The organism is Amycolatopsis orientalis DSM 40040 = KCTC 9412 (genome assembly GCF_000478275.1).
Taxonomy (GTDB): Bacteria; Actinomycetota; Actinomycetes; order Mycobacteriales; family Pseudonocardiaceae; genus Amycolatopsis; species Amycolatopsis orientalis.
The window spans coordinates 154,966-177,685 of record NZ_ASJB01000030.1 but is presented as its reverse complement, the minus strand read 5'-3'; the positions used below and the strand labels follow the sequence as shown (position 1 = coordinate 177,685).

Sequence of the window (22,720 nt, the reverse complement as noted above, 5' to 3'; positions counted from 1 at the left end):
CTTTCACCGAATCGTGCGACGCCCCTACGCGCCACCGAACATCCGCAGCCTAACCACACACCTGGTCAACGTGGCGGCCGGACACATTCTTGTCACAGAGAACAATGCCGATCTCCCCACGGATCAAGGCGATGGTGAACGCTACTGCGGGTGTCGCATTCCCTGATCCGGGGCATCGGCATTCGAGGCGCCAAAACCGAGAACGCGGGTCTTCCTGACGAGCGGTCGCGTTGAAGGTCTATTTGCGTCGTTGGAGTGATTTTCACCCAGACGCTTTGCTCCAACGGCGTGGTGATGTCCTCTGGAACTCCCATTTCCGCGCCCGGTGGTGGAGGCTGCCCGCTGTCCTGGTGGCGGCGGCTGGACTCCACGTCGCCAGCGTCCTGTCGCGTCGAGGAGTTCTGACAATGGCCGACCCCGCTCCACCCCAGAACGTGCTGTTCGAAACCCGTGACCACGACCATGCGGGCGACTACTTGACCGGCATCTACGGCGGCAGCATCCGCCTGGACGGACGCAAGAAGGGCACTTTCCGTCTCGCCCGCCTGGGCACCGAGACGTTCACCATCAGCACCGCCACGCACGTCGCCGAGATCGGGTACACCTTGGAGTCACTGCCGATGCTGATGATCTCCCGTCCCCGCGCCCCGGTGGACTTCCGTTCCGGGGTGCCGAGCACCGGTTCGGCCCCGGCGACGTGCATCTGGCCAACACTGCCGAAGACCACCCACCCTTCCACGTGCGGTGGAACAGCGGAACGATTCAAGCCGTCACCTTCCCCTTCCCGTTGCTCGACAACGTGGCCGCCTCAGCGGAGACCTACCGCCCGGAACCGATCCGCTTCACCGACGTGTGCACCACGACCCCGAAGGCGGCGCGCCACCTGGCCGCCACCATCGACTACCTCGCCGCCGGCCTGCGCGGCCGGCCCGAGGTCATGGCCGAACCGCTCGTGACCGGCGCGGCGGGCCGTCTCCTGGCCGCGGCGGCGTTGACCGCCTTCCCCAGTACCGCCCTGGTCGAGCCCACCATCGAAGACCGCCACGACGCCCATCCCGCCACTCTGCGGCGGGCGATCGCGTTCATCGACGATCACGCCCATCTGGACATCAGCGTCGCCGAAATCGCCGCGGTCGCGCACGTCACCATCCGTGCCCTGCAATACGCTTTCCGGAAACATCGCGGCACCACCCCGCTGGGCTATCTCCGACAGGTCCGGCTCCAGCAGGCGCACCACGACTTGCTGATCGCCGACACCGACGACAGGGCCACGGTCACCGATATCGCCGCGCGCTGGGGCTTCTTCCACCCCGGCCGCTTCGCCCACTACTACCGCGTCACCCATGGCTGTCCGCCCTACCGGACCCTGCGACGAGACGGTCGCTGACCCGGACACCCGCGTCGCCCGGCCATGGGCAAGGACGGCTGGGGCGGCAGACGCGGCGGTCACGGCTGTTGTCCTTCCTGGTGGAACAATGCGGTAGCGCAGGTGAGTGACGTCGGGGCCTTCGAGCCGGCCCGCCAGCTCGAACGTGCGGCGTCCGGATATCACGGCGGCGGATTCGACAACCCGCGATGGAAACCGCTTTCCTGAAACGAGCCTGAACGGCGGATGTGCCCGCCGGGACGAAGCCTTACGGTAGGAGTGGGAGCGCTCCCATATCTGTGAACCCCTGTCGATCGGAGGACTCTCGATGAAGAGGGCTCTAGCCGGGATGCTCGCGGTGACGATGACGGTGAGCCTGATGGCCGTCGTGCGGACCTCGGCCGTCGCGAAACCAGCGGCGGATCCAGCCGCCTGGAGCAACGCCGAGATCGCGGGCGGCGGTTTCGTTCCGGGCATCGTGTTCAATCAGACCGAACGCGACTTGATCTACGCGCGCACCGACATCGGCGGCGCGTACCGATGGAACCAGGCGACCGGCCGGTGGATCCCGTTGCTGGACCACGTCGGGCGGAGCGACTGGGGGCACAACGGCGTGGCCGCGCTGGCCACCGATCCGGTGGAACCGAACCGGGTCTACGTCGCCGCCGGGATGTACACCAACAGCTGGGATCCCGGGAACGGGGCCATCCTGCGATCGGCGGACCGGGGGAACACCTGGCAGAAGTCGGCCTTGCCGTTCAAACTCGGCGGGAACATGCCGGGCCGGGGGATGGGCGAGCGCCTGGTCATCGATCCGAACCGCAACAGCATCCTCTATCTCGGCGCGCCGAGCGGCAACGGGCTGTGGCGCAGCACTGACCACGGGGTGACCTGGAGCAAAGTGGCGTCGTTCCCCAATCCCGGCAACTACGTGCAGGATCCCAGCGATCCCAACGGTTATCTCAGCGACAACCAGGGCATCGCCTTCGTGACCTTCGATCCGCGCACCGGTTCACGCGGGAACGCCACCCAGACGATCTACGTCGGGGTGGCGGACAAGGAGAACATCCTCTACCGCAGCACGAACGGCGGGACGAGCTGGGAGCGGGTGCCCGGGCAGCCGACCGGGTACGTGCCGCACAAGGGGGTTCTCGACCCGGTCAACGGTGCCCTGTACCTCGCGACGAGCGACACCGGCGGACCGTACGACGGCGCCAAGGGCGACGTGTGGAAGTTCGGCACGGCGTCCGGGGTGTGGACTCGGGTCAGCCCGATTCCGTCGACCAGTTCCGACGATTACTTCGGATACAGCGGCCTGACCCTGGACAGGCAGCGGCCGGGCACGCTCATGGTCGCCACCCAGGTTTCCTGGTGGCCCGACGTCATCTTCTTCCGCAGTACCGACGGTGGGGCGTCGTGGACGCGGATCTGGGACTGGACGAGCTATCCCAACCGCACGCTCCGGTACACACAGGACATCTCCGCCGTTCCGTGGTTGAACCTCGGCGCGAATCCGTCGCCGCCGGAGGTGTCACCGAAGCTGGGATGGATGACCGAAACGATGGAGATCGACCCGTTCGACTCGAATCGCATGATGTACGGGACCGGTGCGACGATCTACGGGACCACGAACCTGACCACTTGGGACAGTGGGGGGAAGATCACGATCAAGCCCATGGTCGCCGGGCTGGAGGAGACCGCGGTGCTGGACCTGATCAGTCCACCGGCCGGGGCGCCCTTGCTCAGCGCGCTGGGCGACATCGGCGGATTCCGCCACGACCGGCTCGACAAGGTGCCGTCGAAGGTCTTCCTCTCGCCGGGCTTCACCACTACCACCAGTCTCGACTATGCCGAACTCGCCCCGTCCTCGATCGTGCGGGTGGGTGATTTCGACAAAGCCGCACGCCCAGGCGACAATCGGGTCGCGTTCTCCACCGACGGCGGGTCGAACTGGTGGCAGGGCGCGGAACCGGCGGGGGTCACCGGCGGCGGTACGGTCGCCGCCGGGGCCGACGCCAGCCGGTTCGTCTGGAGCCCCAAAGGAACGGGTGTGCATTACGCGTCCTGGTACGGCAGCTCGTGGACCGCGTCCACCGGGATACCCGCCGGGGCCGTCGTAGAGTCCGACAGGGTCAACCCCAGGAAGTTCTACGGTTTCGCGGCCGGTCGGTTCTACGTGAGCACCGACGGCGGAGCGACCTTCTCGGCGAGCGCCGCCACCGGGCTTCCCGCTTCCGCGCGGTTCAAGGCGGTGGCCGGTCGCGAGGGCGACATCTGGCTGGCCGGGGGAGCGGGGATCTGGCACTCTACCGACTCCGGCGCCTCGTTCACCAAGGCGGCCGGTGTGGCGGAGGCGGACAACATCGGGATGGGCAAGGCCGCACCGGGCAAGACCTATCCGGCTCTCTACACGATCGCCAGGATCGCGGGCGTCCACGGTGTGTTCCGTTCGGACGACGCCGGGGCCGGCTGGGTCCGGATCAACGACGACAGGCACCAGTACGGCAACATCGGCGACGCGATCACCGGCGACCCGCGGGTGTACGGCCGGGTCTATCTCGGCACGAACGGGCGTGGGGTGGTGGTCGGGAACCCCGGGTGATGGCACGTCATGGCCTCGCGGCGTTCATCTCCCGGTCGCCCGCTGGTTCATGAATAGTTCTCATGTTGACCAACGTGGTGCCGACGGGCGGTCGCTCGCATCTGATCGTCGAGGAGCCTCGTGAACATGGGAAACACCGGCAGGCGCGGGTTCCTGATCGGCACCGGGCTGGCGGGTGTCGGCGCCGTCCTCGGCGCCGCGCCCGCCTCGGCCGAGAACGGGCGGTCGCCGGGGGCCTGAGCTGGCTGACCGTCACCGACCACGGCAACGTCCCTTTCGCCACCGACAGTGTCCCGCCGCTGGTGGCCGACATCGCCGCGGCGCGACGCGGGCACGGCGAAGACATCCTCGTGTTCACCGGGCTCGAATGGAACATCCCGGCGGGCGAGCACACCACGCTCATGCTCGCCGCGGGGCGCGGCGAGGCGGCCCTGTTGCAGGGAGTTCCTGAACCGGTACGACGCGCGGGTGAACGGTACCCGCGACGACACGCCCGCGAACGAAGCGATCGCCCCCGATCCCGTCCACGTCGGCCGTCCGATCACCGAGAACAGCTCGTTCCCGCCCGGCGCCTACAACAAGACCCGGGTCGGCGCCACCGGCTATGGCCGCCGCGAGGTGATGCGGGCGGGGCGGATGTGGGTCTGCCTCGGCGATCTCATCGCCGGTCTGGACGTGCGGCTGCGCCCGGTCCGGTCGCCTCGCCCCGGCGTGCCCATGGGCGGCACGATGACGGCCCGTCCCGGCGACGTCGTCGAAGCGGTGATCAGGATCGACCTCGCGGACCGGTCGGTGTTCCACACGCCGTACACCAAGGTCGAGAAGTCGTGGGAAATCCGCGAACGGACCGGCACCGTCGAACTCGTCCGCCGGTTCACCGTCGACGGGCCGTGCCACCTCCGGGTGCGCGGCACGGACGGCAAGCGCGTCGCTCCCGGCTACCACGGCTCCGCTGTCGACCCGGCAGGCTCGCGCTCGACGCCGTGGGCCAGGCCGCCCCTTGGGAGGACCTGTGGTTCTGCTCCAACCCGATCTTCACCACCACGGGATGAGCCGCGTTCGCCAGGTGCGGGATCAGACGCTGGCTTGGATGGCGTGGATGAGGGCGGTGGTGGCGGGCGGATCCGGCGGATCGCCGTAGGTGACCGCATAGATCTGGCGGGGGTACTCGGGTAGTTCGGTGGTGTGGATACCGGGCGTCCGGTGCGCGCGGAGGGCGAGCCCGGGCAGGGTGGTGACGCCCATCCGCGCGGCGACCAGTGCCTGCATCACGACCATGTCGTCGCTGACCAAGGTGATACGCGGCGTGAAGCCCGCGCACCGGCATACGGCGATCAGTTCGTCCTGACAGCGGGCGCATCCGCCGATCCAGGTGGAGTCACGGTGGTCCGCGATGGTCTGCCCGGGCTCGTAGGTGGCCAGGTAGATCGGGTCGTCGAACAGGTGGACCAGCCGGAGCCCCTCCTCCTCGCGCGGGGTGTCGTCGTAGCGGAAGATCAACGCGACGTCGATCTCACCCGCGCGCAGCATCCGCAGCGCTTCCACCGGGTGGACGTCGACGAGGCCCAGTTCGATCCCGGGATGCGCACGGGCCAGCGCCGCGGCCGCCTTCGGGACGATGGTGCTCAGGATCGACTGGAACCCCGCCATCCGAACCCGCCCGGCCCGCAGGCCGACCTGTGCGGCGAGTTCGGTCGCGGCGGCGTCGACCCGGCCGACGATCTCGGCGGCGCGGGTGGCCAGCAGCCGTCCTTCCGGGGTGAGGCGGATGCCGCGGCCGATCCGCTGGATCAGTTTCGCGCCGGTGGCCGTTTCCAGTCGGGTGAGGTGATGACTGACCGCCGGCTGGGTGTAGTGCAGTTCCTTCGCCGCTTCGGTCACCGACTCGTGCCGGGCGACGGCGGCGAGCACCGTCAGCTGGGTCAGGTTCATACATAGAGAATACTTATGTGAAGCCGAAAATCTTGGCATTGGACGGCATGACAGCGGTGGCGCCACGATGAAAAGCCCGCGACGGAAGGAGAAACATGACCACCGCACCGGAGACCGCCGACACGCAGTCCAGACCCGGTCTGGCGGAACTGATCGACCGGATCCGCCAGTGCACCCGGCGGGAATCCGACCCGCGCACGACCGCCCGTCTGGTGGCTGACGTCCTCGAGGAACTGCGCCCCAGTACGCGACTGCTCACCGCCGCGGAACGAGCGGGTTCCGCCGACGGATACACCCGTCATACGCTGCACGCCGAGTCCACGTTTTCGATTTCCGCCGTGGTGTGGCGCCCCGGCCAGCTCACCGAGATCCACGACCATCTCGTGTGGTGTTCGTTCCTTGTCCTGCAAGGCGCCGAAACCGAGAACATCTTCGACATCGACGGCGACAGGCTGGTCCAGATCGGTCAGCGGCAGCGCCCCGCCGGTTCGGTCAGCGGCGTCGCGCCCCCCGACGACATCCACCAGGTGCACAACACCGGCGACACGGTCGCCATCACCTTGCACGTGTACGGCGCGGATCTCAGCCAGGGGACCAGCGTCCGCCGCACTTACCGGCTGCGCACCGGCGAAACCCCCTCGTGAGGGGCTGAAGGACGCTTTCCCCGCATCTCATGCGAGGAAAGCGCCCTTCGCCGCATCTGATGCGAGGAAAGGCCCCTTCATCCACGACTCCCTGGTGCCGGAAGCCGCGGGATCATCCGCGAGAGGCGGAGTTCGCCGTACACTCCAGCGCGTTGTCCGGATGGCGAATGGGGGCCGCGGTGAGCGGTGGCAAGGTGTTGGTGGCCGGGGCGAGCATCGCGGGCCCCGCGCTGGCCCATTGGTTGCGGCGGCGGGGAGCCGAGGTGACCGTGGTGGAGCGGGCCCCGGGCCTGCGTCCCGGCGGTCAGGCGGTGGACGCGCGCGGGGTGACCAAGGAGGTCATCCGGCGGATGGGGCTGGACGCGGCGGTGCGCGCGGCCTGCACCGACACGGCGGGCGCGTACACCGTGGACGCCGACGGGAACGTGCTGGAGACCTACCGCGCCGAGGACGACGGCGGCGACGGCTTCATCGCCGACATCGAGATCCTGCGCGGAGACCTGTCCCAGGTGCTCTACGACGACACCCGCGATGGCGTCGAATACCTTTTCGACGACCTGATCGCGGAGCTCACCCAGGACGCGGACGGGGTCGACGTGACCCTCGCGAGCGGCGGACGGCGGCGCTTCGACCTGGTGATCGGGGCCGACGGGCTGCACTCGGCGCTGCGCGGGATGGTCTTCGGGCCGCGCGAGCGGTTCATCCGCCATCTCGGGCTGGTGCTGGCGTTCTACAGCGTGCCCAACGAATTCGGGCTGGACCGCTGGCTGATCGAGTACCAGGACAAGAAGTCCGGGCGCTCCGCCTTGCTGCGGCCCATCCAGGACGCCACCCGGGCGATGGCCATGTTCTCCTTCCCCGCGGCCGATTTCGACGTCGACCACCGCGACATCGAGGGCCAGAAGCGCCTGCTGCGTGAGCAGATGGACGGCCTGGGCTGGTCCACCCAGCGCATCCTCGCGCATCTGGACGACACCCCGGACTTCTACCTCGACCAGGTGGCCCAGGTGGTGATGGACCGCTGGTCGGACGGACGGGTGGGGCTGATCGGCGACGCGGCGTTCAGCTCGTCACCGATGTCGGGACAGGGCACCGGGCTGGCCCTGGTCGGCGCCTACCTGCTGGCGGGAGAACTCGCCGCCGCGGAGTGGGATCCCAAGGCCGGGTTCGACGGCTACGAGTCGCGGATGCGCTCGTTCGTCGAAGCCAACCAGGAGATCGGCCGGATGCACGTGCAAGTCCTCAACCCCTCCGGGGCGGACGCCGAGCCGGGCGCGGAACCCGACATGGAGGCGTTCATGCCGCTGATCGAGCGCGCGCTCAACGGCGTCGAACTGCCCGACTACGCCGGCGTGCCGGACTCCGGGGCCACGTCGGCACGGACGTAGGCGGGAGCCGGCTGCGACAGGATCGAGATACGTCTCGAGCGTGGAGGATTTGGGGCGTTCAACGTCCCAAATCCTCCACGGTCACGCGATCGCCGTCGGCATGGAACCCGTGGAAGGTCACCGCGACGTCACTCGCGAAGAAGCGCGGGAAGTCCTCGGCCGCCGAACCGCGGATCGCTGTCGCCGACGGGGAACGAGACACCACAAGCGCGACTACGCAGCGTGAGTCGATCCAAGGGTAGGGTCATACCCGATGATCGACCGGAACCGCCTGCGGGTGTGGTGGGACGCGCTGCTCCGCACGGCGTTCACAGGGACGGACAGCGCACCGAAGCGCTCGGCGGCGTTGCGAAGGCTGCGTGCTCTGGCCATTGTCGGATGTGGACTGTGGGCGGCTTTCATCACGTTCTCCACGGTTTCGGTGTCGCCGCCCTTGAAGGCGTTCAATGTGGTCGTCACCGTGGTGCCGTGCCTGCTGGCGGTGCGTTCGGCCCTGTGGGGATGGCGCGCGCTGATCCTGGGCCTCATCATCACCCCGCTGACGTTGCCGGGCATGGTCGAGTCCTGGGGCTGGCCGTGGTCACCGGGCTTGGCGCTGACGGCGGCCCTCGTCCTGTACCTGGTGGGGGAGAGTACCGATCAAACGGAGCTGACCTGGGCGGCGCTGATCTCGCTGGGCGCGGTGACGCCGTTCCTCCGGGACTGGCGGGATGCCGCACTGCTCGTGGTGCTGGGCGGAATACTGTTCTTCGTCGGGAACACCGTGCGTCAGCGGCGGCTCGCCGAGGAGGAACGCTTCGCCCAGCAGGAGCGCCGGATCGCCGAGGAGACCCGTGCGGCCCTGCTGGAGGAACGCGCGGGAATCGCCCGTGAACTCCATGACGTGGTCGCGCATCACATGTCCGTGCTCGCGTTGCGCGCGGACTCGGCGCGTTTCCGCTTCGCCGGTCCGGAGAAGGCCGAACTCGACGACGGGGTGTGGCGGGAGTTCGCCGATCTCGCCCTGACCGCCCGTGAAGGTCTGACCGAGTTGCGCAGGCTGCTCGGGGTTCTTCGTGCCGGGGACGGGGAACTGCCGGTGGTTCCGCAGCCGGGGCTGGCCGGAGTGGTGAAACTGGTCGAAGGCGTCGAAGCCACGGGCACTCGGTGTGAACTCGAGCTGCGCGGCGACCTCGACGACGTTCCCGTGGGGGTCGCGCTGTCGGTGTTCCGGATCGCGCAGGAAGCGCTCAGCAACGCGATCCGGCACGCGCCCGGCGCCCCCGTTTCGGTCGAACTCGCCAAGCAGCCGGGTTTCCTTCGCCTGGTCGTTCACAATGGACCCGGTGACCGTCCAAAGCGGACTGAACAGGCCCGCGGCGGGCACGGCCTGATGGGGATGAGGGAACGGGCGGCTATGCTCGCGGCGGATCTTGAGGTGGGGGAGAGGCCGGACGGCGGTTTCCGGGTCGCCCTGATCGTTCCGCTCGATCGGGAGGGGCAGCTGAAGTCGTGATCTCGGTGGTCATCGCCGACGACCAGACGATGGTCAGGCAGAGTTTCCGCGCGGTGCTCGACGCGCAGGCCGACATGCGCGTGGTCGGGGAGGCCGCGGACGGGACGGCCGCCGTCGAGCTGTGCGCCGAACTCGAACCGGACGTCGTGCTGATGGACGTGCGCATGCCCGAACTCGACGGACTCGAGGCGACCCGGCGGATCGTGGCGGGGCGTCAAAAGATCCGGGTGCTGATCCTCACCACCTTCGACATCGACGAGTACGTGTTCGGCGGGCTGCGGGCGGGCGCCAGCGGGTTCCTGCTGAAGGACGCACCGCTGGACGATCTGGTCACCGCGGTGCGGGTGGTCGCCGCGGGCAACGCGCTCTTCGCGCCGACGATCACCAAACGGCTGATCGGCGAGTTCGTCCGTACGAACGCGTCGGCGCACGCGGGCCGCTCCCGCCTGGCGGAGTTGACGGCTCGCGAAACAGACGTCCTCCGGCTCGTCGCGCGGGGCTTGTCCAACGCCGAGATCGCCGAAGCGCTGGTGATCGCCGAGCAAACGGCGAAATCCCATGTCAGCAGGGTTTTCGCCAAGCTCGGCGTGCGGGACCGCGCGCAAGCCGTGATGGTCGCGTACGAGGTGGGGCTCATCGTGCCGGGGAACACGACCTGATACCGGAGTACGGGGTGCGGGACGCCCGGGGTACCCGGGTAGTGGTGTCAAGACGGTTCCCCCGGGTGATGTATCCCGGCGACGAACCGGAGATCGTTTCCCCATGTACAGGGGACCTCGCGCCACCACGGTGCTGATCATCGTCGTCGGCGCGACGGCCGTGCTCGCCATGATCGCGCTCGTCTGGTGGATTTCGGGTACGCCGCTGGGGATCGATTCGTCGGTCTACCGCGCCGGTGGGCTCGCCGTGGTCCAGGGGGACGATCTCTATTCGTCCCTGGCGGGGCTTCCCGATTGGGCGCCGGAGCTGCCGTTCACTTATCCGCCGTTCGCCGCGCTGCTCTTCACGTCGCTGACCGTGCTCCCGGCACAGCTGTGCTGGGGCCTGCTCGCGATGGCCGCCGCACCTGCGCTTTACTGCGCGCTCCGGCCATTCACCGATCGGGCGTACCTGCCCATCTCGCTGCTCGGCGCGTTCGCGCTGCAGCCGGTGTGGCAGAGCATCGGTCTCGGCCAGGTCAATCTGATCCTGATGGCGGCCGTCGTGGCGGACGTCCTTCTCCTGCGTGGCTCGCGCCGGTGCGGTGTCCTGATCGGGATCGTGGCGGCGGTGAAGCTGATTCCGCTGATCTTCGTCGTCCACCTCCTGCTGATGAGGCGGACGGCGGACGCGGTACGCGCGCTGGCGGCCTTCTTCGGCGCGACGGTGCTCGCGGTGATCGTCCTGCCGGGGGACTCCGTGCGCTATTGGACCTCCGCGATCTTCAACGACCATTTCGCGGAAATGAAAGGCTGGGTGGGAAACCAGTCATGGCAAGGTTTCGTCGCGCGGATGATGCCGGAAGGGCGTTTCGCGACGGTGGCGATCGTGGCGGGCAGCGCGGCGTGCGCGGCGTTGGCGATGTGGCTCGTGCACCGGCTCCACCACGCGGGCGACGATCGCGCGGCGCTCCTGGTCACGGCGGGATGCTCCCTGCTGGTCAGCCCGATCTCCTGGACACACCACTGGGTGTGGGTGGTGCCCGCACTCGGATATCTCGTCACCAGAGGACAGCGGGTAGTGGCGCTGGTGATCGCCGTCCTGTTCACGGGGTGGACGGTCGCGGTGGTCCCCGGCGGTGGAGGTGCCGAGCGTGGGTGGAACTTCGTGGAAGCCGTCGTCGGCAACGCGTATCTGTGGGTCCTCCTGATCGCCGGCGGCCGGCTGACCTGCTCCCGTGCCTTGAAGCGGTCAGAGGCCGAACAAAGCAGAAGCGTTGTCTGAAGCGAACTTCCGACGGTCCACATCGGACGGAAGATGGCCGAGGAAGGTGGCGATCTCGTCGCTGGTCGGCTGCTGGAAGGGGTAGTCGGTGGAGAAGAGCAGCCGGTCGATCGAGGTCACCGACAGTGCGTGCTGGAGCAACGCCGGATTGAACATGCCGGAAGTGGTGATGAAGAAGTTCGACCGCAGGTAGTCCGAGACCGGCCGCGGCAGGCCCGCGATACGGGACAGGCTGTCGGCCCGGTCGAGCCAGAAGAGCAGCATCTCGCCCCAGTGGCCGAGCACCATTCGCAGATCCGGGTGCCGGTCGAAGGTGCCCCGCAGGATCAGCCGCAGCGCCGCGGTGGCGGCGTCGAGATGCCATCCCCAGCCGAAGGTGGCGAGGGCGAGGTCGGTCATGGTGTCGATACCGCGGTACGACGCGTCGCGCACGGCCGCGGAAGGCAGTTGCGGGTGCAGGAAGACGGGCTGGCGAAGTTCCGCCGCCGCGGCGAAGAAGTCGTCGTAGGCGGGGTCGTCGAGGAAGCGGTCACCTGCGCGGCCGTAGACCATGGTGCCCACGTGCCCGAGTTCCGCGGCCCGGTGGAGTTCGCCGACGACCTCGTGCGGAGCCGACATCGGCAACGTGGAGAGACAACGGAAGCGGGACGGATGGGCGGCGGCCGCGGCGGCGGCGACGTCGTTCGCGGCACGGCTCAGCCGCAGTGCTTCTCCGGCGGGCAACGGCTGGGTTCCCGGCGGTGTCAGCGCCAGGATCGACACGTCGATGCCCTGGGCGTCCATGGCCGCGATCCGGCCTTCGCCCAGATCCCGCAACCGGTGCTGGTGATCCCCGAGCTCGTTGAAGGCGAGGCTTTCGTCGCGGGCTTCCGCCGGGAGGGCGGTGAGCGCGGCGGTCAGTTCCGGCATGATCCAGTGTTCTTCGATCGCGATGAGGGGCATTCTCTGCATCAGAACCACCTGTCAGATGATAGCTGTCAACCGACAGCCCGTGCCGCGGCCGAGGCGGGAGGTTGACCTCCAGTAAACTGGAGGTTCTAGATTGATTTTCATGACAGTACAGCTGAACCACACCATCATCAACGCCACCGACCGGGCCGCCACGGCGGACTTCCTGACCTCGATCCTCGGATTGCCCGCACCCGCCGAATTCGGCCCGTTCCTGGTGGTCCAGACCGGCAACGGCGTCTCGCTCGACGTCATGCACAGCACCGAAAAGTTCTCCAGGCAGCATTACGCCTTTCTCGTCGAGGAGGACGAATTCGACACGATCTTCGGACGGATCCGTGACGGAGGTCTGCCGTACTGGGCGGGGCCGGGGCACCGCGGCGCCGGTGAGATCAACACCAATGACGGCGGCCGGGGCGTGTACTTCGACGACCCCGACGGTCATGTGCTGGAGATCCTGACCCGCCCGTACGGATCCGGCGCCTCCTGATCGCCGCGTTCACCGGCCGGTCCAGTCCGGCTTTTCCTTGGCCAGGAACGAGCGCACGCCGAGAGCGAAGTCGTCGCTGCCGAACACCGTGGAGACCACGTCCTCGTCCGGCACCAGCAGTCGCCGCCGCATCCGGCGGACGATCTCCTTGGCGGCCCAGTGGGTCAGCGGCGCGCCTCGCCGGAGATCGGTGAGCACCCGATCGACGGCCTCGTCCAGTTCCTCCGGTGGCACCAGCTCGGTGAGCAGACCCGCGCGTTCGGCGGTGGCGGCGTCCAGCAGGCGGCCGCGCAGCAGCAGATCCAGCGTCGCTCCCGGGCCCACGTGCCCCATCAGCAGGGAGATCGTGTTGGCGGACAAGCAGTTCCCGAGTGTTTTCGCGATCGGCACGCCGAAGCGGGCGGTGGTGTCCGCGACCCGCAGATCACACGCGGCCGCGAGGGCGAGGCCGCCGCCCGTGCAGGCTCCGCGCACCACGGCCACCGTCGGTTTCCGGACCGCTTCCAGCCTGTCGACCACCCGCGCGATCGAGGCATCGTAGTCGACTCCGTCCCGCCCGGTGCGGAACTCGGCGAACTGCCGGATGTCCGTGCCCGCGACGAAGGCCTTGCCCCCGCTGCCCCGCACCACGGGCACCCGGACGGCCGGATCGGCGTCGGCCCGTTCGCAGGCCGCGTACAGCCCCTCGTACATGGCGAAGGTGAGCGCGTTGCGGGAATCGGGCCGGTTGAACGTCACGGTCAGCACGTCGTCTTCGAGAGCGACGAGCAGATCGTCACCGGGGTCGGAGACGGGTTTCGGCGCGAACTCGGCGAGCACCTTTTCGGTGTGCTCGCCGAATCCGGTCCGGCGTTCTCCCGGCGCGTGGGGGTGCGGGAGAAGCGCATGGGGGAACCGAGCTGGCGCACCCGCCCGGCGGCCGGATGCGCGGTGTCCCAGAAGAACCCGCGCTGGTTCAGATGCTCGTCGGTGAACACCTCGGTGTGATCCGAGATCGGCGCGCAGGGCACCCCGGCCGCGACCAGCGTCGTGACCAGTTCGGCGGTGGTGCGCTGCCGGGTGGTGCGCTCGATGTCCGGGATCAGCTCCCCGCGGAGTTCGAGCCGCGAGGTGCTGCTTTCGTACCGCGGATCGTCGTACAGGTCCTCCCGGCGGAGTGCCTTGGTGAACGCGGCCCAGGTGTTCGGCGTGATCGCGCCGACGGTGATCCAGCCATCGGCCGTCTCGACGGCCTGGTACGGCGCCTGCGACTGATGCGCGGTGCCGTGCCGTTCCCCGGGCTCACCGGTGGCGAAGTACTGCCCGGCCTCCCAGACCGCCAGTGAGACAACGGATTCCAGCAGGGAAACGTCCACATGCTGCCCCTCGCCGGTACGGTCGCGATGGCGCAGCGCCGCCGTCACCGCCAGTGCGACGTACAGCCCGCAGGTCAGATCGCAGATCGGCACACCGACCTTCGCCGGTCCGGCTCCGGGGTCGCCGGTCACCGACATCAACCCGGACCGGGCCTGGGCCATGATGTCCAGTCCCGGCTGGCCGGCCAGCGGACCGTCCTGCCCCCAGCCCGAAGCCGACGCGTAGACCAGTCCGGGATTCGCGGCCAGCAGTTCGTCGGGGCCGAGACCCAGCCGCCGCATGGCGCCGGGACGCAGGTTCTCCACCACCACGTCCGCGGCGGCGGCCAGCCGGAGGAACGCCGCCCGGCCGGCCTCGGACTTCAGATCCAGTTCGACGGCCTCCTTGTTCCGGTTGAGACGCAGGAAAGTGCTGCTCACCCCGCCGACGAACGGGCCGGTGGCACGGACCGGGTCCCGTGCCTCGCGCGACTCGACCTTGATCACCCTGGCACCGAGATCGGCCAGTTGCGCCGTGGCGAACGGCGCCGCCAGGAACACGCCGACCTCGATCACCGTGATGCCGTCGAGCGAGCCCGTCATCCTGTCTCCCGCAGACTTGTCCGCATTGCGGAATACGGCTACCGCTCTGTGAATTTTATCCTCGGTGTGACGGTGCGTCGAGTCTGCTCGGCCGGCGGTGCCCCAGACGGTCCAGGTGGTCGTGAGTGGTAAGTGTCGTTCTAACGACACTTACCACTCACGACCAACTCGGCCGAAGCTGAACGGTTCTGAGCGGTTCTGTCCGCTTTCTTGCGCCCGATCGGCGATCAGCTCGATATTGATCCTGCCGATACCGATCTTGCCACGCCGTCGTGGTCAAGGCGGCGGGCCAGAAGGGAAGAACCCATGAGATCGCCGAATCGACCGGGTGCTCACCGAGCGCTGTTCGTGGTTTCCAAGCTCTTGGCGGTGTTCGCTCTGGTCGCCGGAATGCTGACCAGCGTGCCGATGCAGGCGCAGGCTTCCACTTCGCAGTTCCGAGGGGTGAACTGGGCGGACCAGCGCGACAATTTCGTCAACGGAGTACTGTACGTCTCCGGTCTCAGCGCGTCGGACACCTACGCGTCGGCCGCCACCGTCGCCGATCAGGTCGTCGGGCAGATGTACGCCATGACCGGCGCGAACACGGTCCGCATGCCGATCAACGAGCCCACCGTCGCGAGCTACTGGAATACCTACACCGGTGCGATCGACAAAGCGCTCAGCAAAGGCAAGGTGATCCTGGCCTACTGGGCCTACACCGGCGGAAAGCCGCAGAACGGTTCGGCTTTCACGCAGATGTGGGATCGGGTCGTCGGCAAATACGGCGGTAATCCGAACGCCTATTTCGAGGTCATCAACGAGCCGCACGGTTACGATATCGGCGGCTTGAACAATATGTACAACGACTGGCTGAACAGGTATCCCAGTGTGCCAAGGGGACGGGTCATTCTCGACGGTGGCGGTCTGGCCCAGAACGTCGCCGGTGTCGGTAGTGACAGGCGTCTCGACAACACGCTGCTCGCGGTGCACGACTATTCGTTCTTCGCCGGTTACGAAAGCGAGAACGAATGGGCGAACCACATCGGCGGCTATATCGGGGGCTACGCCGATCGCACCATCGCGACCGAGTGGGGTGGGCCGATGGGGCCGGGCAGCAAGAACGGCGTCCACTACGACCCCATCGACTACAACATCCCGAGCGGGTCGTTCTTCGCCGACTACACGCGGGGTGTCAGCAGCAAACTGCGGAGCCTCGGGATGGGCAGCGTGTACTGGCCGGGGCTGCGCGACGGTGATTGGTACAGCCTGACGACCAGGACCGGAACCGGTGCGGACATCAAGCTCTCCCTGGTGAACGCGTCCGGTCTCGCCCGGCTGCGGTACGCGTGGGGGCTCGGTGACGCCGGCGGGACTTATGTCCGGATCGTCAACGCGGCCACCGGTCTCTACGCCGACGGCGTCGGGCGCACGTCCTCTGGCGGCAACGCCGGCCAATGGGGTGACAGCGCGAGCCGTGCCGAGCAGCAATGGGTCGTCGAGAACTACGGGAACTCCGTACGGATCAAGAACCGGGCCACCGGCCTGTACCTCGACGGCGCCGGGCGCACGGCCAACGGTGCCGCGGTGGCCCAGTACGCGGCGAGTACCGCCACCAGCCAGCAGTGGCTGGTGACGACCGACGCCAACTACGTGCGCGTCAAGAACCGCGCCACCGGCAAGTACATCGACGGAATGGGCAGCACCGGCAACGGCGCGGACCTGGGCCAGTACGCCGACAGCACCAGCAAGAACCAGCGCTGGCGGATCATCGCGGCCACCGGCTGACCCGGCATCCTCCGCACGCGTGGCCCGGGATGAAGTCGATCCCGGGCCACGCCCGTGCGATGGGGAGGAGTCAAGCCGACTCGCGCACGATCAGCTCGGTGTCGAACACCAGGCTGGGGGGAGTGGCGGGCCCGTTGATCATCGCGAGCAGTTCGCGGGCCATCCGGGCGCCCATCTCCTCGATCGGCTGGCGCACCGTGGTGAGGGGCGGCTCGGTGCGGCGGCCGACCGGCAGATCGTCGAAACCGATCACGGCGACGTCCTCGGGTACGCGCCGCCCGGCCCGGCGCAGCGCCCGGAGCGCACCCGCCGCCATCAGGTCGGAGGCGGCGAAGATGGCGTCCACGTCGGGCCTCCGCTCGAGCAACCGTGCCGTGGCGTGGTCGCCGGAGGCCAGCCCGAAGTCGCCGAACACCACCAGGCTGTCGTCGATGCCGTCCGCCTTGCAGATGGCCTTCCGGTAACCGAGCAGCCGGTCGATGCCGGCCACCATGTCCTGCGGACCCGCGATCGTCGCGATGGTGCGCCGCCCGGACGCGAGCAGATGCCGGACGGCCTGTTCCGCGCCGCCCCGGTTGTCCGCGTCCACATAGGAGTATTGCCCGGAATCCTCGTCGCACACCGGGCGTCCACCGAACACCACCGGGATGCCGAGCCACGCGAGGTCGAGCGGGTACCGGCCGTGCATCCCGATCACCAGTGCGCCGTCGACATGCCCGTCGGCGAGATAATGCACGATCGAGGCCGGGTAGTCCTCCGTCGACGACATGGGTATCAGCACGAGTTGCGCACCCGCCGTCGCCAGTTCCTTGGTCATCCCGGCCGCTATCCGCGCGACGTAGGGGTCCGCGAACACCTGCAGCATCTTCTCGCAGACCACCAGCGCGATCGATCCGGTACGCCGCACGTCTTTCAGGCTCGCGGCGCGACGGCGGGCGTAGCCGAGCGCGATCATCGCGGATTTGACCTGGTCGCGTGTCTCCGGCCGGACCTTGGCGAAACCGTTGAGCACGCGGGACGCTGTCGCCGTCGACACGCCGGCGACCCTGGCCACATCGGCCAGCGTGGGGCGGATATCGGGCAGCTCGACTGCGGACACTTTCCACCTTCCCAAGACAACCCTGTCCGGTGGGCGGCGTTTGCCCAGAACCGTATGGTGACCCGACGATAGCGCCTCTTCGGCGCGAACGGAAGTGTTCGGCGAATGGTTCACGAGCGCAGGAAACCGTTGGTGCCCTTGGTATTGCGCTCGTTTCGGCACGGAGCTACGAGTCGGCCGGCAACCGTTCCCTTTATGCGGAAAAGGAGCATGCTTTCGTTTGTACGGGGGCTACGGCAATTCGGGTGTGTTCACCGTGTCGCTGTGGTGAATGAAGGTCTTCAACGCACAAAGACGTCGATACGCGGGCGCCCTGGTCGGTGGCGACTGGGCTACTGGGCGGACGTGTGAGGTCATAGGTGCTCCACTGTGTTGTGGGCCGGTCTGCGCACGACTTCACGTCCACGATGTATGCGACTCATTCGCGGCATCGGAACGCCTTCGGCACGGGGGACGGGGTGGTCGGGGACGGTGGGGGTCGATCCTCATCACATGACAACGTCTTGTTACATCCCAGTCAAGAGCCCGTAGACGCTCGATTCAAGATACTTTCCCCGGAATCCTGCCGATATCGCGATTTTCATCCATTCAGACCACCGTGCCAACGCCACGCGGATGAGTACTACTCATCCTGTCCGCCGAACGGGCCGACACGGCACGGCGCCCGCCCCGGGAACGGGGCGGGCGCCGGGGCTCAGCGGGGGACGGCTCAGCGCGAACCGAACTGCCACCAGTTCACGTTGAACAGGTATCCGCCGCCGCCGGTGAACCGGAGGTACAGATCGTGGGTGCCGGACGCGCCGTTCACCGGGCACGAGACCGTGGTCCAGTTCTGCCAGCCGCCGGTACCTCGCACACCGCACTTGCCCACCAGCGTGCCGGTGGGGCTGTCGAGCCGCAGTTCGACGTCACCGCCCCCGGTCGCCGATGCCACCCGGGTGGTGAAGGTGCCCGCGCCTGCGCCGAACGCGGCACCCTTGACCTTGATCCAGTCGCCGTTTTCGAGATGCGACACGTTCATGCCGCCTTCCGCGGCGACCTCGGTCTCGATACCGGAGCCCCAGGCGATGGTTTCGGCCTCCTGGCGGGTGTACGGATCCAAGGTGCCGACCTGTGGGGCTCCCGTGCCGGTCATCATGATCGTCGGGATCGTGCCGTCGGGCCGGTAGTCGAACTTCTCGACGGCGACCGAACGCGTGAAGCCTCCGCCGCCGGGCAACGCGCCGTTGTGGTAGAAGAAGTACGAACTGCCCTTGAAATCGATGATGCCGGGATGATTGGTGAAACTGCTGCCCTGCGTCGGCATGACCGTTCCACGATAGGTCCACGGACCGGTCGGGCCGGGCGCCGTCGAGTACCCGATGAACTCCGAGCAGCACTTGGCCGCGAAAACGTTGTAGTACAACCCGTTCCGTTTGTAGACCCAGGGGCCCTCCTCGTACAGCGTCGGCCGGTTCCCGCCGTTGGGCCGGGTGCCGAACCCCGCGGTGGTGAGCGGGATCTGGGCCGGGCTGCCGTTGAAGGAGATCATGTCGGGGTTCAGCTTGGCGTACCACAGGTTCGGGTTCCCCCAGTAGAGATACGCCTGGCCGTTGTCGTCGATGAAGACGGTGGGGTCGATCTCGCCGTTTTCCGCCAGCGGGTGGCCGAGCGCGTCCCTGAACGGGCCGGTGGGGCTGTCGGCGACCGCGACCCCGATGGCGTAGCGTCCGGTGGCCTTGCTGGTCACCGGGACGTACCAGTAGAACTTGCCGTTGCGCTCGATGGCCTGGCCCGCCCACGCGTCGGACTTCGCCCACGTGAAGGTGGCCAGGTTCATCGGGGAACCGTGGTCGGTCCAGTTCACCATGTCCGCGGACGACCACACCCGCCATTCCTTCATGGTGAACCAGGTGGAGTTGTCCTCGTCGTGCCCGGTGTAGAGGTAGACCCGGCCGTTGTGCACCAGCGGGGCGGGATCGGCCGTGTGGATGTGCTGGACGATCGGGTTGTCGGCCGCCGCCGTCGCCGGGAACAGTGTGACGGCGCAGAGCGTCGTGACCAGCCAGGCGAGTCCGCGCCTGAACGGGGTCCGAGGAGACGATCGCATCGCTACCTCCGTGGTCAGTGCGTCGCGGCTGTCGGATGCGGGACCACCGAGCCGCCGTTGAGCGCGTTCAGCACGCTGTTGTACGCGGCCTTCTTGTTGCCGGAGCCGTCGAAGAGCAGCGGGGTTTCCCGCGCACGCCAGGAATCCGTGTCGCGGATGCCCCAGACGGTTATGCCGCCGCAGCGTGCGACGCTGAGGCAGGCCTGCGTGACCCGGCGGTAGTTGTCGGCCTGCTGCGCGCCCGATCCGGCGATGTCGAGTTCGGTGATCTGGACGTCGACACCGAGTTCACCGAAGCGCTGGATGGTGGTCTGGTAGTCGCCGGGAATGCCGGTGCCGAAATGCGACTGGAGCCCGACGCAGTCGATTGGGACGCCGCGCGCCTTGAAGTCCTTCACCATCCGGTACACGCCTTGTGTCTTCGCGGCGGACCAGCTGTCGATGTTGTAGTCGTTGTAGCAGAGCTTGGCACCGGGATCGGCGGCGCGCGCGGTGCGGAAGGCGACCTCGATCCAGTCGTTGCCGGTGCGCTGGAGGTTCGAGTCGCGGCGCCCACCCGAGCCGCCGTCGGCGAACGCCTCGTTCACCACGTCCCAGGCGTAGAGCTGGCCCCGGTAGTGGCCCGCGACCTTGGTGATGTGGTTGACGAGCGCGGAACGCAGCGAGGGGCCCTCCATCCGCTGCATCCAGCCGGGTTGCTGGCCGTGCCAGGCGAGGGTGTGCCCCCGTACGCGTTTGCCCTGGCTGCGTGCCTGGTTCAGGATCCGGTCGCCGTTGCCGAAGGTGAACTGGTTCGGATTCGGCTCCGTGGCGTCCATCTTCATCTCGTTCTCGGCGGTGACCATGGAGAATTCCCGGTTGAGAATCCCGACATAGGTCCCGTCGCCGAGCCTGCCCGCGGCGACGGCGGTGCCGAAGTAGCGGCCACTCTGTGCGGCGGACGCGCCGAGCGTCGAGGCGGCGCCCGCCGGGGTGGCCGCCAGGAGCGCGGTCGTCGTGAACAAGGTGGCCACGAGTGCCGCTCGTGACACCGACTTCGCTGTCAGCTTCATAGGGTGACACCTTCTGGAAGGGGGATGTCCGGGAACTCCGGCTGCGCGCTGGGAGTTTCCGCAGTGTCGCATCGTGATGTTCACGCTCACAAGAGCGTCAGGGAATTGCGCCGATGGCGGTGGCCTGAATGGCGCATTCGCGATGAAATTTACATCCCGGAGCGACTGAAGCGACGGAACTTCGAAAGTGTTCGTTTGTTTCGAAACATTGACTCCTCTGTCGCGTACTGGTTCCATTGCTCCGCAAAGTTGCCTGCTGGAAAGAAAAGCGTCCCACTGTCCTCAGTAGACAGTGTCGGAACCGACGTGGATGACTTACCTCCCGGAACGGGAGCGGGAAAAGGCGAAAGGACCGTGATGGCACGTCATCGACTGGGGAAAGCCGTACTGGCGTTGGCCGCCGCCGTCGGTCTGCTGTTCGGCGGGCTCACCGCGAGCCCCCGCCCGGATGCCGACGCGCAGCCGGCTCCGCGGGGCGCGGCGATCACGAACCCGATCCTCTGGCAGGACTTCGCGGACGTCGACATCATCAGGGTCGGCGACGCGTACTACTACTCGGCCTCGACCATGCACTACTCGCCCGGTGCGCCGATCCTGCGTTCGTACGACCTGGTGAACTGGGAATTCGCCGGGCATTCCGTGCCACGGCTCGACTTCGGGGCCAAATACGACCTGAACGGCGGACGCGGGTACGTCCGGGGGATCTGGGCGTCGTTCTTGAACCACCGCAAGAGCAACAACACCTTCTACTGGGGCGGATGCGTCGATTTCGCCAAGACCCACATCTACACGGCGGCTTCCGTCGACGGGCAGTGGACCAAGCACACGACGATCGACAAGTGCTACTACGACGCGGGGATGCTGGTCGACGACGACGACACGATGTACGTCGCGTACGGCAACACCACCCTCAGCGTCGCCCAGCTGTCGAAGGACGGCAAGACCGAGGTGCGCTCGCAGCAGGTGTTCCAGACGCCGTCGAACATCGGCACGCTCGAGGGTTCGCGGTTCTACAAGCGCAACGGCAGCTACTACATCTTCGTCACGCGCCCCGCGAACGGGCAGTACATCCTGAAATCGACGTCCGGCCCGTTCGGGCCCTACACCGTGCAGCAGGTACTGCTGAACCTGCCGGGGCCGGTGGCCGGTGGCGGCGTGCCGCACCAGGGCGGCATGGTGCAGACGCAGAACGGCGACTGGTACTACATGGCTTTCGTCGACGCCTACCCCGGCGGCCGGATCCCGGTGCTCGCGCCGGTCACCTGGACCGCCGACGGCTGGCCGCGGCTGCAGACCGTCAACAACCGCTGGGGCACGAACTATCCGGCGCCGAACCTGCCGCCGCCGCCACGGCCGGTCAAGCCGATGCTCGGCACCGACACGTTCACCGGCACCGCGCTCGGGCCGGAGTGGGAGTGGAACCACAACCCGGACACCGCCAGGTTCTCGGTCGGCAACGGCCTGCGCCTGCAGACAGCTTCCGTCACTGGCGATCTGTACGCCGCGAAGAACACGTTGACCCATCGGATACAAGGGCCGACATCCACCGCGACGATCTCGCTCGAGCTGAGCGCGATGAGGGACGGTGACCGGACGGGACTGGCCATGCTGCGTGACTCGTCCGCCTGGATCGGGGTCAAACGGGACGGCGGCCGCAACCGGGTGGTGATGGTGAACAACCTCACCATGGACAGCAACTGGAACACCAGGACGACCGGGACGGAGGTCGCCGGAGCCGGTTTCACCGGCAGCCGGATCTGGTTGCGCGCCAACGCCGACATCCGGCCGGGCGCGGGGCGGCAGGCCCGGTTCTCCTACAGCGCCGACGGCGTCAACTTCACCTCGTTCGGGCCCGGCTTCACGCTCAACAGCGACTGGCCGTTCTTCATGGGGTACCGGTTCGCGGTGTTCAACCACGCCACCCAGTCACTCGGGGGCGCCGTCACCCTGCAGCGCTTCGATCTGACCACTCCGTAGCCGGGTTCCCG

At 67.8% G+C, this 22,720-nt stretch carries 21 protein-coding genes; 12 read left to right on the top strand and 9 right to left on the bottom strand.

What is annotated here, in order from left to right; translation table 11 throughout:
• Positions 1-487 precede the first annotated feature (487 nt).
• Positions 488-703, bottom strand: a complete 216-nt coding sequence (locus L324_RS09190) for a hypothetical protein (RefSeq protein ID WP_152546752.1) — start codon at positions 701-703, stop codon at positions 488-490.
• A 36-nt stretch (positions 704-739) separates the two neighbouring features.
• Here L324_RS09190 and L324_RS09185 point away from each other — a divergent pair, with 36 nt between their 5' ends.
• The 4 genes from L324_RS09185 (at position 740) to L324_RS42190 (ending at position 5,144) form a co-directional block, all read left to right on the top strand.
• Positions 740-1,387: a helix-turn-helix transcriptional regulator gene (locus L324_RS09185; RefSeq protein ID WP_051173785.1), complete on the top strand. Its 648-nt coding sequence runs from the start codon at positions 740-742 to the stop codon at positions 1,385-1,387.
• Between the two features lie 307 nt (positions 1,388-1,694).
• On the top strand, positions 1,695-3,968 hold the full coding sequence (locus tag L324_RS09180; RefSeq protein WP_081736254.1) for a WD40/YVTN/BNR-like repeat-containing protein: 2,274 nt from the start codon (positions 1,695-1,697) through the stop codon (positions 3,966-3,968).
• 120 nt (positions 3,969-4,088) lie between these two features.
• Positions 4,089-4,208 (top strand): twin-arginine translocation signal domain-containing protein, encoded by a 120-nt coding sequence (locus L324_RS42195; protein WP_152546751.1) that lies wholly within the window; start codon positions 4,089-4,091, stop codon positions 4,206-4,208.
• Between the two features lie 228 nt (positions 4,209-4,436).
• Positions 4,437-5,144 (top strand): hypothetical protein, encoded by a 708-nt coding sequence (locus L324_RS42190; protein ID WP_152546750.1) that lies wholly within the window; start codon positions 4,437-4,439, stop codon positions 5,142-5,144.
• On the opposite strand, the gene L324_RS09170 is transcribed toward L324_RS42190, so the two are convergent.
• A complete protein-coding gene (locus L324_RS09170; protein ID WP_037305654.1) occupies positions 5,043-5,900 on the bottom strand; it encodes a LysR family transcriptional regulator in 858 nt (285 codons plus the stop codon). The two genes, L324_RS42190 and L324_RS09170, sit on opposite strands and share 102 nt — an antisense overlap.
• A gap of 95 nt (positions 5,901-5,995) precedes the next feature.
• On the opposite strand from L324_RS09170, the gene L324_RS09165 reads away from it, so the two are divergent.
• Both L324_RS09165 and L324_RS09160 read left to right on the top strand, forming a co-directional pair.
• The gene (locus L324_RS09165; RefSeq protein WP_051173784.1) at positions 5,996-6,544 is read left to right on the top strand and encodes a cysteine dioxygenase family protein; all 549 of its coding nucleotides are present in this window, start codon (positions 5,996-5,998) and stop codon (positions 6,542-6,544) included.
• A 167-nt stretch (positions 6,545-6,711) separates the two neighbouring features.
• Complete coding sequence (locus tag L324_RS09160; RefSeq protein WP_051173783.1) at positions 6,712-7,932, top strand: FAD-dependent monooxygenase; 1,221 nt, start codon at positions 6,712-6,714, stop codon at positions 7,930-7,932.
• A gap of 58 nt (positions 7,933-7,990) precedes the next feature.
• Here L324_RS09160 and L324_RS43530 read toward each other — a convergent pair whose 3' ends face one another.
• Positions 7,991-8,137, bottom strand: a complete 147-nt coding sequence (locus L324_RS43530; RefSeq protein ID WP_235783465.1) for a hypothetical protein — start codon at positions 8,135-8,137, stop codon at positions 7,991-7,993.
• A 48-nt stretch (positions 8,138-8,185) separates the two neighbouring features.
• Here L324_RS43530 and L324_RS09155 point away from each other — a divergent pair, with 48 nt between their 5' ends.
• The 3 genes from L324_RS09155 to L324_RS09145 all read left to right on the top strand — a co-directional run bounded on the left by L324_RS09155 (position 8,186) and on the right by L324_RS09145 (position 11,350).
• Positions 8,186-9,427, top strand: coding sequence for a sensor histidine kinase (locus L324_RS09155; protein WP_037305652.1), 1,242 nt, complete (start codon positions 8,186-8,188; stop codon positions 9,425-9,427).
• Positions 9,424-10,086, top strand: coding sequence for a response regulator (locus L324_RS09150; protein ID WP_037305650.1), 663 nt, complete (start codon positions 9,424-9,426; stop codon positions 10,084-10,086). The genes L324_RS09155 and L324_RS09150 overlap by 4 nt, the downstream gene beginning before the upstream one ends.
• A gap of 103 nt (positions 10,087-10,189) precedes the next feature.
• Positions 10,190-11,350, top strand: a complete 1,161-nt coding sequence (locus tag L324_RS09145; protein ID WP_037305648.1) for a glycosyltransferase 87 family protein — start codon at positions 10,190-10,192, stop codon at positions 11,348-11,350.
• Here the strand turns inward: L324_RS09145 and L324_RS09140 are convergent.
• Positions 11,318-12,301: an amidohydrolase family protein gene (locus L324_RS09140; RefSeq protein WP_235783464.1), complete on the bottom strand. Its 984-nt coding sequence runs from the start codon at positions 12,299-12,301 to the stop codon at positions 11,318-11,320. The two genes, L324_RS09145 and L324_RS09140, sit on opposite strands and share 33 nt — an antisense overlap.
• A gap of 100 nt (positions 12,302-12,401) precedes the next feature.
• Here L324_RS09140 and L324_RS09135 point away from each other — a divergent pair, with 100 nt between their 5' ends.
• Positions 12,402-12,788, top strand: coding sequence for a VOC family protein (locus L324_RS09135; RefSeq protein WP_037305645.1), 387 nt, complete (start codon positions 12,402-12,404; stop codon positions 12,786-12,788).
• Between the two features lie 9 nt (positions 12,789-12,797).
• On the opposite strand, the gene L324_RS43525 is transcribed toward L324_RS09135, so the two are convergent.
• Together L324_RS43525 and L324_RS43520 are read right to left on the bottom strand one after the other, a co-directional pair.
• Positions 12,798-13,607 carry an enoyl-CoA hydratase gene (locus tag L324_RS43525; protein WP_051173782.1) on the bottom strand — a complete coding sequence of 270 codons (810 nt, stop codon included), beginning with the start codon at positions 13,605-13,607 and terminating at the stop codon, positions 12,798-12,800.
• On the bottom strand, positions 13,529-14,725 hold the full coding sequence (locus tag L324_RS43520) for a CaiB/BaiF CoA transferase family protein (protein WP_063624577.1): 1,197 nt from the start codon (positions 14,723-14,725) through the stop codon (positions 13,529-13,531). Before L324_RS43520 ends, L324_RS43525 begins: the two co-directional genes overlap by 79 nt.
• Positions 14,726-15,094: 369 nt before the next feature.
• Here L324_RS43520 and L324_RS09120 point away from each other — a divergent pair, with 369 nt between their 5' ends.
• Positions 15,095-16,492: an RICIN domain-containing protein gene (locus L324_RS09120; RefSeq protein WP_235783463.1), complete on the top strand. Its 1,398-nt coding sequence runs from the start codon at positions 15,095-15,097 to the stop codon at positions 16,490-16,492.
• A 70-nt stretch (positions 16,493-16,562) separates the two neighbouring features.
• On the opposite strand, the gene L324_RS09115 is transcribed toward L324_RS09120, so the two are convergent.
• The 3 genes from L324_RS09115 to L324_RS09105 form a co-directional block, all read right to left on the bottom strand.
• Positions 16,563-17,591: a LacI family DNA-binding transcriptional regulator gene (locus tag L324_RS09115; protein WP_037305644.1), complete on the bottom strand. Its 1,029-nt coding sequence runs from the start codon at positions 17,589-17,591 to the stop codon at positions 16,563-16,565.
• Between the two features lie 709 nt (positions 17,592-18,300).
• Positions 18,301-19,680 (bottom strand): glycoside hydrolase family 43 protein, encoded by a 1,380-nt coding sequence (locus L324_RS09110; protein WP_037305643.1) that lies wholly within the window; start codon positions 19,678-19,680, stop codon positions 18,301-18,303.
• A gap of 14 nt (positions 19,681-19,694) precedes the next feature.
• On the bottom strand, positions 19,695-20,732 hold the full coding sequence (locus L324_RS09105) for an endo-1,4-beta-xylanase (RefSeq protein ID WP_081736253.1): 1,038 nt from the start codon (positions 20,730-20,732) through the stop codon (positions 19,695-19,697).
• Between the two features lie 357 nt (positions 20,733-21,089).
• Between L324_RS09105 and L324_RS09100 the strand changes: the two genes are divergently transcribed.
• Entirely contained in the window at positions 21,090-22,709 is a 1,620-nt protein-coding gene (locus L324_RS09100) for a glycoside hydrolase family 43 protein (protein WP_037305640.1), read from the top strand.
• Positions 22,710-22,720: the final 11 nt, after the last annotated feature.

Coding starts and splice junctions, on each gene's coding strand:
- L324_RS09190 (WP_152546752.1), bottom strand. CDS start 703: ATGCACGTCGCCGGGGCCGAACCGGTGCTCGGCACCCCGGAACGGAAG.
- L324_RS09180 (WP_081736254.1), top strand. CDS start 1,695: ATGAAGAGGGCTCTAGCCGGGATGCTCGCGGTGACGATGACGGTGAGC.
- L324_RS09170 (WP_037305654.1), bottom strand. CDS start 5,900: ATGAACCTGACCCAGCTGACGGTGCTCGCCGCCGTCGCCCGGCACGAG.
- L324_RS09165 (WP_051173784.1), top strand. CDS start 5,996: ATGACCACCGCACCGGAGACCGCCGACACGCAGTCCAGACCCGGTCTG.
- L324_RS09160 (WP_051173783.1), top strand. CDS start 6,712: ATGGGGGCCGCGGTGAGCGGTGGCAAGGTGTTGGTGGCCGGGGCGAGC.
- L324_RS09155 (WP_037305652.1), top strand. CDS start 8,186: ATGATCGACCGGAACCGCCTGCGGGTGTGGTGGGACGCGCTGCTCCGC.
- L324_RS09145 (WP_037305648.1), top strand. CDS start 10,190: ATGTACAGGGGACCTCGCGCCACCACGGTGCTGATCATCGTCGTCGGC.
- L324_RS09140 (WP_235783464.1), bottom strand. CDS start 12,301: ATGCAGAGAATGCCCCTCATCGCGATCGAAGAACACTGGATCATGCCG.
- L324_RS09135 (WP_037305645.1), top strand. CDS start 12,402: ATGACAGTACAGCTGAACCACACCATCATCAACGCCACCGACCGGGCC.
- L324_RS43520 (WP_063624577.1), bottom strand. CDS start 14,725: ATGACGGGCTCGCTCGACGGCATCACGGTGATCGAGGTCGGCGTGTTC.
- L324_RS09110 (WP_037305643.1), bottom strand. CDS start 19,680: ATGCGATCGTCTCCTCGGACCCCGTTCAGGCGCGGACTCGCCTGGCTG.
- L324_RS09105 (WP_081736253.1), bottom strand. CDS start 20,732: ATGAAGCTGACAGCGAAGTCGGTGTCACGAGCGGCACTCGTGGCCACC.
- L324_RS09100 (WP_037305640.1), top strand. CDS start 21,090: ATGGCACGTCATCGACTGGGGAAAGCCGTACTGGCGTTGGCCGCCGCC.